This window comes from Lysobacter sp. TAB13 (genome assembly GCF_052113885.1).
Classification (GTDB): Bacteria; Pseudomonadota; Gammaproteobacteria; order Xanthomonadales; family Xanthomonadaceae; genus Lysobacter; species Lysobacter gummosus.
In genome coordinates this window covers 31,232-46,726 of record NZ_JBFRDR010000026.1, presented here as the reverse complement: position 1 = coordinate 46,726, position 15,495 = coordinate 31,232, and the positions used below count along the sequence as shown (strand labels likewise).

Genomic DNA, 15,495 nt, shown 5'->3' with positions numbered 1-15,495 from the left:
CGCGCGGCATCAGACTCCGCCGAGCTCCGCCAACCCTTTGCGGTCGGCTTCGCGCAAGGCGCGGATCTGCGCGTCCACGGCCGCGATGGCGGTCATGTTGACGACGCGGCGCGGGGTCGAGGCCGGGGTCAGGATGTGCGCGGGCTTGTCCAGGCCCATCAGGATCGGGCCGATGGCGACGCCGTCGGTCATCACCCGCACCATGTTGTAGGTGATGTTGGCCGCGTCCAGGTTGGGCAGCACGAACAGGTTGGCGCGGCCGTGCAGGGTCGCGTTGGGGAAGATGCGCTTGCGCAGCACGTCGTCCCATGCCGTGTCGGCCTGCATTTCGCCGTCGATTTCCAGCTTGGGCTGGCGCTGTTTGACGATCTGGCGGACCTTGCGCATCTTCGCCGCCGACGGATTGTCGTGGCTGCCGTAGTTGGAGTGCGACAGCAGCGCGACCTTGGGCTCGATGCCGAACAGCTTGAGGCGGTAGGTCGCCTGCAAGGTCGCTTCGGCGATCTGCTCGGCGCTGGGATCGACCTGCACATGGGTGTCGAGGAAGAACCACGCGCCCTGGTCGTTGATCACGCCGGTCATCGCCGAGGTGCCGGACACGCCCGGGTCGAAGTCGAAGATGCTGCGCATGTAGCCCAGCTTCTTGTGGAAGCGGCCGACAAGGCCCGAGATCATCGCGTCGGCTTCGCCGCGTTCGACCATCAGCGCGGCGATCAGCGTCGGACGCGAACGCAGCAGGTTCTTCGCCGCCGCCGGCGACACGCCGCGGCGTTCGGTCAGCGCATGGTACTGCTGCCAGTATTCGTTGAAGCGCGGATCGTCGTTGATGTTGGTCAACTCGAAGTCCACGCCTTCGCGCATGCGCAGGCCCAGGCGCTTGATGCGGGTGTCGATGACGTCCGGGCGGCCGATCAGGATCGGATAGGCCAGTTCTTCGTCGATCACCGTCTGCACCGCGCGCAGCACGGTTTCTTCCTCGCCTTCGGCGTAGACCACGCGCTTGCGGTCGGCGCGGGCGCGGTCGTAGACCGGCTTCATCAACAGGCCGGTGCGGTAGATGTATTGGCTGAGCTTTTCTTCGTAGGCGTCCATGTCCAGGATCGGACGCTTGGCCACGCCCGAATCCATCGCCGCCTTGGCCACGGCCGGGGCCAGCATCACCAGCAGGCGCGGGTCGAACGGACGCGGGATCAGGTATTCGGAGCCAAACGTGGGGACGTCCCCGCCATAAGCACCGCCGAGATCCGAAGACTCCATGCGCGCCAGCGCCGCGATCGCGCGCACGCAGGCCAGCTTCATTTCTTCGTTGATGACGGTGGCGCCGACATCGAGCGCGCCGCGGAAGATGTACGGGAAGCACAGCGCGTTGTTGACCTGGTTCGGGTAGTCCGAACGGCCGGTGGCGATGATGCAGTCCGGACGCACGGCCTTGGCGTCTTCGGGCAGGATTTCCGGGTACGGATTGGCCAGGGCGAGGATGATCGGCTTGTCGGCCATCGTCGCGACCATTTCCGGCTTGAGTACGCCGCCGGCGGACAGGCCCAGGAACACGTCGGCGCCGGCGATGATGTCGGCCAGGGTGCGCTTGTCGGTGTCGCGCGCGTAGCGCTGCTTGTCCGGGTCCATGTTGCCGCGGCCGCTGTAGAGCACGCCGTCGCGGTCTACAGCGAGGATGTTCTGCGGCTTCATGCCCAGCGCGACCAGCATGTCCAGGCAGGCGATGCCGGCGGCGCCGGCGCCGCTGGTGGCGAGCTTGACCTCGGAGATCTTCTTGCCGACCACTTCCAGCGCGTTGAGCACGGCGGAGCCGACGATGATCGCGGTGCCGTGCTGATCGTCGTGAAACACCGGGATCTTCATGCGCTCGCGCAGCTTGCGCTCGACGATGAAGCATTCCGGCGCCTTGATGTCTTCAAGGTTGATGCCGCCGAAGGTCGGCTCCAGCGAGGCGATGATGTCGACCAGCTTGTCCGGATCGCGTTCGTCGATTTCGATGTCGAACACGTCGATGCCGGCGAACTTCTGGAACAGCACGCCCTTGCCTTCCATCACCGGCTTGCCGGCCAGCGGGCCGATGTCGCCCAGGCCCAGCACGGCGGTGCCGTTGCTGATGACGGCGACCAGGTTGCCGCGCGCGGTGAGTTCGCTGGCGGCGTTGGGGTCCTCGACGATGGCCTCGCAGGCGTAGGCCACGCCCGGCGAATAGGCCAGGGCCAGGTCGCGCTGGGTGACCATCGGCTTGGTCGCGGTGACCTTGATCTTGCCCGGCGGGCTGAGGCGGTGATAGTCGAGCGCGGCGGTTTTCAGATCGTTGTCGGACATCGCTTGGGGGCTACCGTGGCAGGGGCGCGAGCATGGCGTGAAGGTGCAGTCTAATGGATCGTCAGGGCGGATTCGCGCGACCGCCAGGCGTCATTCATTAGTACTTTGGGGCTGTACACAGTTGTAACCGCGACACCTGCCGCGGTCTTTGCGCCAGCGGCCGGCCGGGCCCGCCGGGCGCCGCGGCGCGGGTAACCGACGCCCGCGTATGGGCACTCACGGCGCCGCCGCCCCGGCCTTGCGCTGCGGCTGGACCGTGCTGCGCCAGGCGTCGAGGAACTGGCGGCGCTTGAGCGCGTCCAGATACACCAGCAGCCCCGGCCCCAGCGGGATCGGCCGCAGCGCCCGGACCCGGGCGCCGTCGCGGGCCTGCGGTCCCAGCGGCGCGCCGTCGCCGGCGGCGTTCGCGCGCAGCACCGGCTGCAGGCCGACATGGCGGGCCAGCATGCTCTGGCCGCGCGGCGACAGCAGGTAGTCGAGGAAGCGCCCGGCCTCGGCGGCGTTGGCGGCGGTGCGCGGGATCAGCGCGGTGCGCAGCAGCACCAGGGTGTAGTCCTCGGGCAGGACGATGCCCAGCGGCGCACCGGCGTCGACCCGCGCCTGGGCGTAGGAGCCCAGCACGTTGTAGGCCAGCGCCAGCTCGCCCTTGGCGACCCGGTCGAGCAAGGGCCCGGTGCGCTCCTCCAGCACCACCCGGTTGTCGCCGAGCGCGGCCTGCAGGGCGCCGGCCATGCTGCCGAGCTGGTGATCCTGGGTCGCCAGCAGATAGCCCACGCTGCTGCGGGCGACATCGTAGGTGCCGACCCGCCCGGACAGCTTCGCCGCCGGATCGCGCAGCAGCGCCAGCAACTGGCGGCGCGTGTGCGGCACCTGCGCGGCCGGCAACAGGCGCTTGTTGTAGACGATGACGACCGGTTCGTAGCTGATGCCGAAGGCTTCGTGGCGCCACTGCGACCACGCCGGCAGCGCGGCGGTGGCGGGCGAGCGATGGGCCAGGGCGTGGCCGTCGTTGGCCAGCTTGGTCTGCAGGTCCATACCGCTGCTGATCAGCAGATCGGCGCTGGCGCGCGGCCCGCCCTGCAGGTGGCGCGCGTACACGTCCTGGGCGACCAGATCGGTGTATTCGACTTCGGTGCCGGGATTCAGGCGCTGGTAGTCGCTGATGACCGCGGCGAAGTTCTCGATATCGGTCGAGCCGTGGATGCGCAGGTGGGCGGCGGTGGGTTGCGGGGATTTGAAGGTGCGGATGTCGCCGGGGGCGGCGCTGGCCGCGAGGAACGAGTGGAGAAGAGTGAGAAATGAGTAGAGGCACAAGCGGCGCACGGCGGATGACCGCCAGCGCCCGGGCTTTTTCTCGTTTCTCACTCCTCCAAACTCGTTCCTCGCTCTCACGGTAAGGCCCTCGGCAGCCGCAAGGTCACCACCAGCCCGCCGCCGACGCGATTGGACAAGTCGATCCGGCCGCCATGGCTGTCCACGATGCGCTTGACGATCGCCAGCCCCAGGCCGGCGCCGCCGGCGGCGGCGTCGCGGCCGCGGGCGAAGCGTTCGAATACGGTCTGCGCGTCGGCCGCAGCGATGCCGGGGCCGTGGTCGGCGACGGTCAGCACCGCGGTCGGCACGGGTTCGTCGTCGCTCACGGTCAGCGCGATCTGCAACGGACCGCCCTCGCCTTGATCGATATGCTTGCGCTCCGCCGAACGCGGCTGGCCGTGCTTGAGCGCGTTGTCGATCAGGTTCTTGATCGCCTCGCGCAGCAGCAGCGCGTCACCGCGCACCAGCACCGGATGATTGGTCGCGGCCAGACGCAGGTCCGGGCGCGGGCCCGATTGCGGGATCGATTCGAAGATCGCCTGATGCAGCAGCTCGGCCAGATCTACCGTTTCGAACTGCTGCAGATGCGAGCGATGGATCGCGCTGGCGTCGCTGAGCAACTGGTTCAACAGCCGGCTCATGTGGCTGGCGTTGCGCTCGATCATCACCAGGCTGCGGCGCTGTTCGGCCGGATCGTCTTCGTCCAGCGCCAGTTGCGCCTGCGCGCGCAGCGCCGCCAGCGGCGTGCGCATCTGGTGCGCGGCATCGCCCATGAACGCGCGCAGGGTTTCGTTGCTGGCCGACAGCCGCGCCATGAAACGGTTGAGCGCACCGACCAGTTGATCGAGTTCCAACGGCACCGCGCCGGTGACCGGCCTCAAGTCGGACGGCTCGCGCAGCGACAGATCGCGCTCCAATTTCTGAACCGGCCGCAGCGCGCGATGCACGCCGACCCACACCAGAACCAGCGCCGCCAGCGAAGCGGCGACGATCGCCACCAAGGCGCGCAACACCACATCGTCGGCCAGCGCTTCGCGGGCGATGCGCGTCTGCCCCACCTGCACGATCGCCTGCCCCTGCGCGAACGGCCCGGCGACCCAGCGCGACACCGCGACGAAGCGGGTGCGTTCGCCCAGGTACATCGCATCGAACAACCGCGGCTTGCCGTCCAGCGGCGGCGACGGCGGCGCGGGCAGGTCGCTGTAACCGGTGATGGTGGCGCCTTCGCGGCTGGCGACGCGGTAGTACACGCGGTCCTCCGGCGCCATCGCCAACAAGTCCAGCGCGGCATAGGGCAGATCGACCTGCCACTGGCCATCGACCAGGGCCACGCTGTCGGCGATCGACAGCGCCGAGGCGATCAGCAGATGGTCGTAAGAGCGATCCGCGGCGGCGCGGCCGTAACTGCGCGCGGCCGCGAACAGCAGCACCGCGCCGATCAGCGACAGCACGCCCAGATAGATCAGCAAGGTCTTGCGGATGGAGTCGCGGCGCTCGGCCGCGGTGCGCGCGGGCTCAGCCATCGGCGGGCTCCGCGCTGGGCGGCTCGGCACCGGCGGCATCGGCCGCTTCGATCAGATAACCGGCGCCGCGCACGGTCACGATGCGCAGCGGCGCCGCCGCCAAGCGCTTGCGCAGGCGGCCGACGTACAACTCGATCGCATTCGGCCCGGCCTCGTCGTCGAAACCGAACAGGCCGTTGCCGATCTCGTCCTTGCTGACCACATGCCCGAGTTTGCCGATCAGGATTTCCAGCAGGCGGAACTCGCGGTTGGGCACTTCGATCGCTTCGCCGTCGAGGGTGACGCGATGCGCGCCGGCGTCGAAGCTCAGCGCGCCGATCTGCACCACGCCCGCGGCCTGGCCGCGGTTGCGCCGCAGCAGCACCCGGCAGCGCGCTTCGAACTCGCGGAAGTCGAAGGGCTTGCTGAGGTAATCGTCGGCGCCCGAATCCAGCGCCTTGACCCGGTCCTCGATGCCGTCGCGCGCGGTCAGCATCAACACCGGCGTGGTGTCGCCGCGTTCGCGCAATCCGGCCAGCAGGCCCAGGCCGTTGAGCCGCGGCAGGCCGATGTCGAGCACGATCAGATCGAAGGCCTGATAACGCAGCACGTTGGCCGCCTGCAGGCCGTCGGACTGCCAGTCCACGGCGTGGCCGTCGCGGCGCATGCGCCTGACGATGGCGTCGGCCAGATCCGCGTTGTCCTCGACTAGCAGGATGCGCACTCGATGGTTTCCGTCGCGGCCCGGGCCGCAGTCAGGGAGCGGCCGGACGAATCGCTCCGGCGATGACAGGCGTGATGACAGGTCTTTGACAGCTTCGACCGCCTAGCCTGCGCTGGAGGGGTTGGGACAGGCCGTCCGGGCCGACCCAACTATAAGCGCAGTGCGCGCCGCCTGTCGCGCGGAAAACTGCGGGAAAAGCAGGGTCGGGAGAAACATCGATGGCTGTTGTCCACCACGCCGGCGCGTGTGTCGCGCTGTGCCTGCTCGCCGCGTCCGGCGTCGTTCATGCCGATGAAGCCGGCGATAAGCCCGTCACCGCCGAGCTCGGCGGCCGTGTGCACTGGGACTTCGCCCAGTTCGACAACGACGATCGCGGCACGGCCAATCCCGACGACAGCGAAGTGCGCCGGCTGTGGCTGGACGTGTCGGGCCGGTTCTACGGCTGGGGCTACAAGATCGAAGGCGACTTCGCCGGCCTGCAGGACAAGTTCAGCGGCGACAACGTCGAGGCCAAGGACGTCTACGTCACGAAGGATTTCAAGGCCGGCAAGCTGACCATCGGCCAGTTCAAGCAGTACTTCACCCTGGACGACCGCATCAGTTCGAACTACGGCGCGTTCATGGAGCGCAGCATGTTCGCCAGTTCCGTCGCGCCCTTGTACCGACTCGGCGCGGCCTGGATCACCGACGGCGAGGACTACACCATCGGCGGCAGCGTCTACAGCCTGGAAAGCATCGATGTGTGGCAAGTCAAGGGCCGCGCGTTCGGCGCGCGCGGCACCTGGGCGCCGCGCCACGACGACGGCGACACCTTGCACCTGGGCTTGTCGCTGGCGCGCGAGTACTACGATCATCCCGGCCGCGACGGCGCCAACGGCCTGCGCATCGCGCCGCGTCCGGCCGGGCATCTGTCCGACAACAGCCGCGCGACCTTGGTCAATTTCAGCCGCGGGCTCGATACCGATGTCGATAAGTACTCGCTGGAGTTCGGCTTCACCCGCGGGCCCTGGTATCTGCAGTCCGAGGTGAGCGGGGCGAATTTCGACGACGGCTCGCAACGCGGCGATATCCGCTCGGCCTACGGCCTGGTCGGCTGGTTCATCACCGGCGAGACCACGCCATACGACAGCAAGTCCGGCCGCTTCGGCCGGGTGAAGCCGACGCGCAGCAGCGGCGCGTGGCAGGTGGCGGCGCGCTACGACACGATCCGCGGCAAGCAGCACCTCAACGGCGCGGCGAATTTCAGCGATGTGTCGATGGATCAGACCAGCGTCGGGGTGAACTGGCATCTGCGCTCGAATCTGCGCTTCATGCTGGATTGGATCGAGAGCCGCAATCGCGATCGGTTGGCGGATCGGACCTTGGATCGCACGCGTGCTGTGGTGGGGCGGTTTCAGTACGACTTTTGAGGCAGGAACGAGTTCTCAGGAGTGAGGAGTGAGTAAAGCAAAAGCTGCGCTCTGAACGCTCCTCAGAACTCATTTCCACTCGCCCGCCCTACTCACTCCTCACTCCTCCGCACTCATTTCTCGCCCCGTGGTGGTGGGGCGGTTTCAGTACCACTTTTGAGGCAGGAACGAGTTCACAGGAGTGAGGAGAGAGTAAAGCAAAAGCTGCGCTCTGCCCGCTCCTCAGAACTCATCTCCAGCTCGCCCGCCCTACTCACTCCTCACTCCTCCGCACTCATTTCTCGCTCCAAAGGAGCCACACATGTTGACCGCGCTCGGCTTCGGCATGGTCCTGACTTTCATGTATCTGATCATGAGCAAGCGGCTGTCGCCGCTGGTGGCTCTGATCGTGATACCGATCGGTTTCGCCCTGCTCGGCGGTTTCGGCGCCGGCATCGGCGAGATGATGATCGAGGGCATCAAGAAAATCGCGCCGACCGGCGTGATGCTGATGTTCGCGATCCTGTACTTCGGGGTGATGATCGACGCGGGTCTGTTCGATCCGATCGTCAAGCGCATCCTCAAGCTGGTCAAGGGCGATCCGGTCAAGATCGTGGTCGGCACCGCGGTGTTGGCGATGCTGATCTCGCTCGACGGCGACGGCTCGACCACGTACATGATCACCGTCTCGGCGATGCTGCCGCTGTTCCAGCGGCTACGCATGAACGCCTTGAATCTGACCTGCGTGACCATCCTGGCCAGCGGCGTGATGAATCTCACCCCCTGGGGCGGGCCGACCGCGCGCGCGGCCACCGCCTTGCACGTGGACCCCAGCGAAGTGTTCGTGCCACTGCTGCCGGCGATGGCGGTCTCGCTGCTCGGCATCATCGCCCTGGCCTGGTATCTGGGCCTGCGCGAGCGGCGCCGGCTCGGCATCGTGACGCTCGACGGCCACGCCGCCGACTGGAATCCCGAACTCGACACCGCCAGCGACAATCTGCCGACCCTGGCCGACAGCGAAGACACCAAGCGGCCCAAGCTGCTGTGGATCAACGCATCGCTGACGGTCGCGCTGATGGCGGCGCTGATCATGGGCCTGCTGCCGCTGCCGGTGTTGTTCATGATCGGCTTCGCGATCGCGCTGGTGATCAACTATCCGGATCTGGCCGAACAACGCCGCCGCATCGGCAATCACGCCGGCAACGTGCTGGCGGTGGTGTCGCTGATCTTCGCCGCCGGCATCTTCACCGGCATCTTGTCCAACACCGGCATGGTCGAGGCGATGTCGCGCAGCTTCCTGGCGGTGATTCCCGACGCCTGGGGCCCGTACTTGGCGGTGATCACCGCGATCGCCAGCATGCCTTTCACCTTCTTCATGTCCAACGACGCGTTCTATTTCGGCGTGCTGCCGATCCTGTCGGAGGCCGCCGGCCACTACGGCATCACCCCGGTGGAGATGGCGCGCGCGTCGCTGGCGGGCCAGCCGGTGCATCTGTTGAGCCCGCTGGTGCCTTCAACCTATCTGCTGGTCGGCATGGCCAACGTGGATTTCGCCGACCACCAGAAGTTCACCTTGAAGTGGGCGGTGCTGATTTCGCTGTTGCTGCTCGCCGCGTCGTTGTTGTTCGCCCTGTATCCCTTCGCCGCCTGATCGCGCCGTCGCCGCGCCTCATCACAGGAATCGATTGCCATGACACTCCGTATCGCCTACGTCACCAGCGGCATGGGCAGCCTGGGCACCGCGATCTGCCAGAAACTCGCGCACAGCGGCCATACCGTGGTCGCCGGCTGCGGCCCGAACTCGCCGCGCAAAGCCGGCTGGCTGCGCGAGCAGCGCGAGCTGGGCTTCGACTTCATCGCCTCCGAAGGCAACGCCGCCGATTGGGATTCCACCGTGGCCGCGTTCGCCAAGGTCAAGGCCGAAGTCGGCGAGGTGGATGTCCTGGTCAACAACGCCGGCGGCACCCGCGACGTTTTGTTCCGGCAGATGACGCGCGAGGATTGGAACGCGGTCATGGCCGGCAATCTGCACACGCTGTTCAACATCACCAAGCAGGTGATCGACGGCATGGCCTCGCGCGGCTGGGGCCGGATCATCAACATCGGCTCGGTCAGCGCGCAGAAGGGCCAGATCGGCCAGGTCAACTACGCCACGGCGAAGTCGGCCATGCACGGCTTCACCCGTTCGCTCGCGCTGGAATTCGCCGCGCGCGCGGTGACGGTCAACACCGTGTCCCCAGGTTATGTCGCCAGCGCCTCGATCAGCGCGTTCCCGCCCGATGTGCTCGACCGCCTCGCCGCGTCGGTGCCGGTGCGGCGGCTCGGCAAGCCGGAGGAGATCGCCAGTCTGTGCGCATGGTTGGCTTCGGATGATGCGGCGTTCGTGACCGGCGCGGATTATGCGGTCAATGGTGGCTTGCAGATGAGTTGATCGGCCCGCCCCCGGGCGCGTCCCTCCCCCTTCGGCGCCCGGGGGCATCGGCACGAGCGCCTGTCCTGATCCGCGCCCGGGTTTCGTTATGCCCTATGTGCGCGGCCGGCGAATCGTCGCCGGCGCAGACAGGGGGACAACATGATCACGCTAGGGAAGGCGCCCGCCGCGCTGCTTCTTTGTCTGTCGCTGTGCCTGAGCGCCAGCGGCTGTTCGACCCTGCGCGGCGCGCCGGCGCCGCTGGTCAAGCCGAAGGATCTGGAAAGCAAGAACGGCTTCAAGGCCGACGATCTGGTCCAGTCGCTGATCGAAAGCGGCGACGACAAGGCCAAGCGCGATCAGGCGATCGTGAAACTGCTGGCGCTCAGCGATATCCGCTACGCCGAATTCCGCAACGATGTCGCTTCCAACCGCAAGCACAGCAAGGCCGCGGTCGACGGGCTCTCGCTGCTGACCGACATCGCCGCCACGCTGACCGACTCGGTCGGGGTGAAGGACAACTACATCGCGTTCTCCGCGCTGCTCCACGGCGGCCAGACCATCTACGACAAGGACTATCTGTTCGATCGCACGCTCGATGCGCTGATCGCGCAGATGGACGCCAACCGCAAGAGCGTGCTGGTCAACATCCGCCAATCCATGCTGCGCGGAACCGGCGTCTATCCGCCGCAGGTCGCGCTGTCGGACATACTCGACTACTACCATGCCGGCACCATCAACGGGGCGATCCTCGGCGTGCAGAAATCCGCCGCCGAGCAGCAAGCCCGGGACAGCCAGCGCCTGCAAACGCTCAAGGCGATGTCCGACACGCAGATCGTGCAATTGCAGCAGGGCACCGATTGGGTATCGGATTTCGTCGATGCCTTGCCGGAGGCGCAACTGCCGGTGTTGCAAGGGTTTCTCGCGGCCAAGGGCGAAACCGCCGATTTGAGCGGCACCCTCGCCGAACGGCGCACCAATCTCAAGAACAGCCTCAACGATCTGCGCGACAGCGAACCCTACGACGATCTGAAGACGCTGATCCAGGCGCTGCGCGACGCCAACTTCAAAACCGAATAAGCGACGGGAGAACGACCGTGGCAAAGAAACCCAAGGACGCCGAGATTCCCGGCTGGTACGACCTGGAGCAGATCGCCCGCGGCATCATGGGCCGAGAAGCCACTGGCAAGGTATTCGCCGACAGCGCGGTCGTGGATGAGGACACGCCGTCGGACGCGGTCAAGAGCCCGAAATGCAACCGGGTGCAATTCACCTATCACCCCACTTCTCACTATCCCTCGCGCTGCGTCGTGCTCGCGGCCAGCGCGGCGGCGCCGGCCGGTCATGCGCGCGAGTGGAGCGGCGCGATGGTGGTGGAGGCGGTGGAAACCGATGTGGTCCTGTATCGGCAGAGTTAGCCGATCTCGCTGAAATCGCCCTCAGCCATCTGATCCAACCGGATCCGATTGGCGAACAGCGAGAACGCCAGCATTCCCGCCAGACCGTTGGCACGGGTGATCCACGGCGGCATCCAGCGCGGCGGCGCGAGCACGCCGTCCTGGAACAGAGGTTCGAAGCGCTGCACGTCGCCCAGGGTCATCTTGCCGGCGAACAGCCAGCGGCACAGATGCAGCTTTTGCTGGCGCAGCGCCCAGCGGAAGAAGGTGTGCACGCCGACCAGACCGCGCAGGTACACGGTGTCCTTGGTGAAGGCCGCGCCGCCATGAGTCGGCACGCCGCGGAACACGCGCTGGGCCGAGGCGAAGCTGTCGGACGACGATTGGCCGGCGTCGATGAAATAACGGAACACCTGGATGAAGTCGGCGCCGTCCAGCGCCATCGCGACCGCGTCGATGCGCAGGCTCAGGCGTTTCATGCGGCCGATGTCGATGCTGCCGGTGATCTGTTCGGCGAAGGTCGCCAGGCCTTCCTGAGTCGCGGTGCTGCGCGGCGAGGACAAGGCCAGGCTCGGCAGCACCGGTTGCTCGCGGCCGTTGAGCGCGGTGAGCGAATGCACGAAGGCTTCGTGCTGCAGCAGCTGGTGGCGGTCGTAATCGCTGAACGCCGCGCCGCTGCGCAGGCGGATGCGGGTGGAACCGGCGGCGGCCTTGGCGATCAGCTCCGGATCGAGCACGACTTCGATCACGCGGGCGTCGAAGTAGTCGTCCAGATCGCGCTGCAGTTGCAGGCTCAGCGCGGTCGCGGAAATCTCCACGGTTTCGGCCGGCGACATCAGTTCGCGGTCGAGTTCGTTGGCGATGGAGATGAAGTGGTTGGCCGCCTCGCGCGTGCTCGGGCCCTGCCCGGGCAGGGCGGCGTCGGGCTTGCCGAACAACTGCACCGAGTAGTCGGTGACCGCGGTGGTGCCCAGGCATTCGAGCAGTTGCGCGGCCACGCCCCAGGAATGCGCGGATTCGATCAGGTATTCGCCGAGCGGATGATCGCGGTCGGCTTCGGCGGCGATCGCGTCGAGTTCGGCGCGCACTTCGGAGAAGTCGTGCTTGGGGTAGTCGATGACCGGCAGCCGCGCGACGCCGCGGGCGTAGTCGGCAAGGAACGGCGCTTCCAGACCGGCCGGCCAGCTGGCCATCGTCAACAGTTTGATGCCGCGCGCGGCGCGGACCATGCGCGCGTCGAGCGCGGCGTGATGCTGGATGTCGGGGCGCAGGTCGGTGCTCAGGACGCTCATGGGGCGGCCTTGGGGGTTGGGTGAGGGGCGGTAAGAGCTAAGAGCGAATCCCCCCTGCCCCCCTTTTTCAAAGGGGGGAACGGCACGGGGGTTTCAAAGGGCGCGGTGTGTGGGCGAGGTGCGATTGCGATTGCTGCGAATGCCGGCGAACGCACCTGCAATCGACGAACCGCTCCGGCGGCCTTGGGGTTTGGGTAAGGAGCGATAGGAGCTAAGAGCGAATCCCCCCTGCCCCCCTTTTTCAAAGGGGGGAACAGCACGGGGGTTTCAAAGGGCGCGGCGTGTGGGCGAGGTGCGATTGCGATTGCCGCGGCGGTGTGTGGACGTGGTGCGTTCACTGCGAATCCCGGCGAACGCACCTGCAACCGACGAACCGCTCCGATCACCTCCCCCCTTTGAAAAAGGGGGGCAGGGGGGATTCGCTCTTCGTCACGCCCCAGCGGCGCAACCCGCAAGACAACGCAAGCGCGCTCAACGCCGCCCATGCTTGTCGTCCGAACGCTTGCCGGCCGGCTTGCCGGGCGCCTTGATGTCGGCCTTCTGCGCGCGCCGGTTGGCGAGCTTGCTGGCCGCGCCGGAGACTTCGCCGCTCAACTTCAGATAGCTGGCGAAACGCTGCGGGTCGAGCTTGCCGTTCTCGATCGCCTCGCGCACCGCGCAACCGGGTTCGCTGGCGTGCGAGCAATCGCGGAACTTGCATTGCTCGGCCAGGGCTTCGATGTCGCTGAAATTCTCCGCCACGTCCTCTTCGCCGGTCGGCTTGAGTTCGCGCATGCCCGGCGTGTCGATCAGGCAGGCGCCCGACGGCAGCGGGATCAGGGCGCGATGCGTGGTGGTGTGGCGGCCGCGCGCGTCGCTTTCGCGCACCGCGCCGGTCTTCATGCGTTCGATGCCCAGCAGGCTGTTGGTCAGCGTGGACTTGCCGGCGCCGGAGGAACCGACCAGCACCACGGTGCGCCCAGGTTTCAGCCACGGCGACATCGCCGCGACACTGCTCTCGCGGTCGCGCGCGTTGACCGCGCGGATCGCCACGCCCTGGGCCAGTTCGATCAGGGCGCCGGTGGCTTCGGCGACGGCGTGCTCGTTGGCGGCGGTCGCTTCGTCGGCCTTGGTCAGCACGATCACCGGCTCGGCGCCGCCGCGCACCAGCAGCAGATAGCGTTCGATCCGGCGCGGATTGAAGTCCGCGTCCAGGCCGCAGACCACGAACACGGTGTCGATGTTGGCCGCGATCAGCTGCTGCTTGTAGTGCTCGCCTGCCGCGCCGCGCTTGATCGCGCTGTAGCGCGGCAGCAGCGCCACGACCTTGGCGCGCTCGGGATCGCCTTCGACCAGCATCCAGTCGCCCACACCGGGCCGCTGTTCGGGCGCCAGCGCGCCTTTCTTGTAGCTGGCCGCGCGCTGCCATTCGGGCAGGGACTCCACTCGATAGCCGCTGTCGGGGCCGTCGGAGACGACATAGCCGCTGCGATGCTGCTCGGTGACCCGCGCCGGGCGGGCCTGGGGGTGATCGGCCAAGGCCTGGCGCCATACCGGGTCGGCCGGCAGAAGCTCCTCGGCCGTGATCGGCCATCCGATCGCCTGCAAGGCGGCGAGTTCGGGAGTCAAAGGCGCGGGCGCAGTTCAGGCATGGCGCGATTCTACATAGGCTGCCCGCCGGTTTCGTCGCGATTGCGCGCCGCTGGCGGGATTCGACGCCGGAATCGGGACCGTCCCGCCCGCCGCGCGCCGGATACCCGCCGGCACGGGCCGCCGCGGCGAAATCCGGGAAACGTGCGCCCGGCCCGGGCCGGCGCCGCCGAAACCGGGGTTTTTCGCCGCCGCCAAGCTGCTTAGTCGGGCCGATTCAGCTAGTCTGAAGCCCCATCCATCGACCCTGCCCGCTCCAATGTCCCTTCCGCCCTTGAAAACCCGCGAACGCCTGTCCGAAGTCCGTTACGAAATCCGCGGTGAACTGGCCCGGCGAGCCAGAGAGTTGGAAGCCCAGGGACGCAAGCAGATCAAGCTCAATATCGGCAACCCCGGCGCCTTCGGGTTCCGCGCGCCCGAACACCTGCAGCGCGCGATCGCCGACCACATCGCCGATACCGATCCCTACACCCATCAGCAGGGCCTGCCGGTCGCGCGCGAGGCCATCGCCGCCTTCCACAAGAAGCGCGGCACGCCCAACGCCTCGCCCGAGCGCGTGTTCGTCGGCAACGGCGTGAGTGAGCTGATCGATCTGTCGCTGCGCGCACTGCTCAATCCCGGCGACGAAGTGCTGCTGCCCTCGCCCGACTACCCGCTGTGGTCGGCCGCGACCATCCTCAACGACGGCCGCCCGGTGTATTACCGCTGCCAGCCCGAGAACGGCTTTCTGCCCGACCCGGACGAGATCGAGCAACTGGTCTCCAGCCGCACCCGCGCCATCGTGCTGATCAACCCCAACAACCCGACCGGCGCCGCCTACCCGCGCGAGCTGATCGAACGCATCGTCGCCATCGCCGCCAAGCACAAGCTGCTGCTGATGTGCGATGAAATCTACGACTCCATCCTTTACGACGGCGCCCAGTTCACTCCGGTCGCGCCGATCGCCGGCGATCTGCCCTGCCTGAGCTTCGGCGGCCTGTCCAAGGTCCATCGCGCCTGCGGCTGGCGCGTGGGCTGGGCGGTGCTGTCGGGCGACCCGGTCGCCAGCGGCGATTTCCATCACGCCATGGACCTGCTCGGCGCGCTGCGCCTGTGCGCCAACGTGCCGGGCCAGTTCGCGATCGAGGCCGCGCTCAACGGCACCGACACCATCACCCCGTTGTGCGAGCCGGGCGGACGCCTGTTCGAGGCGCGCCGCGCGGTGATCGAATCGGTGCAGGCCAGCCAGCATCTGGAACTGGTCGTGCCGGCCGGCGCGCTGTACGCATTCCCGGCGGTGACCGGCGCGGCCGCGCACGGCTTCGACGATCACAAGTTCGCCCTGGAACTGCTGGAAACCGAGGACGTGCTGGTGGTTCCCGGTTCGAGCTTCAACGTGCCGTACCGCAACCACTTCCGCGTGACCCTGCTGCCCGAACCGGCGCAGGTGCGCGAAGTGTTCGGCCGGATCGAGCGCGTGCTCGACCGCTACGCCGCGCGCGCGCAGAGCCAGCGCGCCGCCGTGGCCTGAGGCCGCG

The 15,495-nt window shown here is 67.4% G+C and carries 12 protein-coding genes; 6 read left to right on the top strand and 6 right to left on the bottom strand.

The window, feature by feature from the left end; genetic code table 11:
- Positions 1–9: 9 nt before the first annotated feature.
- The 4 genes from AB4Y92_RS22260 to AB4Y92_RS22245 all read right to left on the bottom strand — a co-directional run bounded on the left by AB4Y92_RS22260 (position 10) and on the right by AB4Y92_RS22245 (position 5,862).
- A complete protein-coding gene (locus tag AB4Y92_RS22260; protein WP_441821645.1) occupies positions 10–2,322 on the bottom strand; it encodes an NADP-dependent malic enzyme in 2,313 nt (770 codons plus the stop codon).
- 216 nt (positions 2,323–2,538) lie between these two features.
- Complete coding sequence (locus AB4Y92_RS22255) at positions 2,539–3,636, bottom strand: ABC transporter substrate-binding protein (protein ID WP_441821666.1); 1,098 nt, start codon at positions 3,634–3,636, stop codon at positions 2,539–2,541.
- 74 nt (positions 3,637–3,710) lie between these two features.
- On the bottom strand, positions 3,711–5,159 hold the full coding sequence (locus AB4Y92_RS22250; protein WP_441821644.1) for a sensor histidine kinase: 1,449 nt from the start codon (positions 5,157–5,159) through the stop codon (positions 3,711–3,713).
- Positions 5,152–5,862, bottom strand: coding sequence for a response regulator (locus tag AB4Y92_RS22245; RefSeq protein WP_441821643.1), 711 nt, complete (start codon positions 5,860–5,862; stop codon positions 5,152–5,154). The genes AB4Y92_RS22250 and AB4Y92_RS22245 overlap by 8 nt, the downstream gene beginning before the upstream one ends.
- Before the next feature lie 218 nt (positions 5,863–6,080).
- On the opposite strand from AB4Y92_RS22245, the gene AB4Y92_RS22240 reads away from it, so the two are divergent.
- The 5 genes from AB4Y92_RS22240 (at position 6,081) to AB4Y92_RS22220 (ending at position 11,078) form a co-directional block, all read left to right on the top strand.
- A complete protein-coding gene (locus AB4Y92_RS22240; RefSeq protein WP_441821642.1) occupies positions 6,081–7,271 on the top strand; it encodes an OprO/OprP family phosphate-selective porin in 1,191 nt (396 codons plus the stop codon).
- 301 nt (positions 7,272–7,572) lie between these two features.
- The gene (locus AB4Y92_RS22235; RefSeq protein ID WP_441821641.1) at positions 7,573–8,901 is read left to right on the top strand and encodes a CitMHS family transporter; all 1,329 of its coding nucleotides are present in this window, start codon (positions 7,573–7,575) and stop codon (positions 8,899–8,901) included.
- Positions 8,902–8,940: 39 nt separating this feature from the next.
- Positions 8,941–9,681 (top strand): acetoacetyl-CoA reductase, encoded by a 741-nt coding sequence (phbB, locus tag AB4Y92_RS22230; RefSeq protein ID WP_441821640.1) that lies wholly within the window; start codon positions 8,941–8,943, stop codon positions 9,679–9,681.
- 141 nt (positions 9,682–9,822) lie between these two features.
- On the top strand, positions 9,823–10,740 hold the full coding sequence (locus AB4Y92_RS22225) for a hypothetical protein (protein ID WP_441821639.1): 918 nt from the start codon (positions 9,823–9,825) through the stop codon (positions 10,738–10,740).
- A gap of 17 nt (positions 10,741–10,757) precedes the next feature.
- Positions 10,758–11,078, top strand: a complete 321-nt coding sequence (locus AB4Y92_RS22220; protein ID WP_441821638.1) for a hypothetical protein — start codon at positions 10,758–10,760, stop codon at positions 11,076–11,078.
- Here the strand turns inward: AB4Y92_RS22220 and AB4Y92_RS22215 are convergent.
- Positions 11,075–12,349 (bottom strand): flavohemoglobin expression-modulating QEGLA motif protein, encoded by a 1,275-nt coding sequence (locus tag AB4Y92_RS22215; protein WP_441821637.1) that lies wholly within the window; start codon positions 12,347–12,349, stop codon positions 11,075–11,077. The genes AB4Y92_RS22220 and AB4Y92_RS22215 overlap by 4 nt on opposite strands.
- Positions 12,350–12,820: 471 nt before the next feature.
- Complete coding sequence (gene rsgA / locus AB4Y92_RS22210; protein ID WP_441821636.1) at positions 12,821–13,957, bottom strand: ribosome small subunit-dependent GTPase A; 1,137 nt, start codon at positions 13,955–13,957, stop codon at positions 12,821–12,823.
- A gap of 280 nt (positions 13,958–14,237) precedes the next feature.
- Here rsgA and AB4Y92_RS22205 point away from each other — a divergent pair, with 280 nt between their 5' ends.
- Complete coding sequence (locus tag AB4Y92_RS22205; RefSeq protein ID WP_441821635.1) at positions 14,238–15,488, top strand: aminotransferase class I/II-fold pyridoxal phosphate-dependent enzyme; 1,251 nt, start codon at positions 14,238–14,240, stop codon at positions 15,486–15,488.
- Positions 15,489–15,495 lie beyond the last annotated feature (7 nt).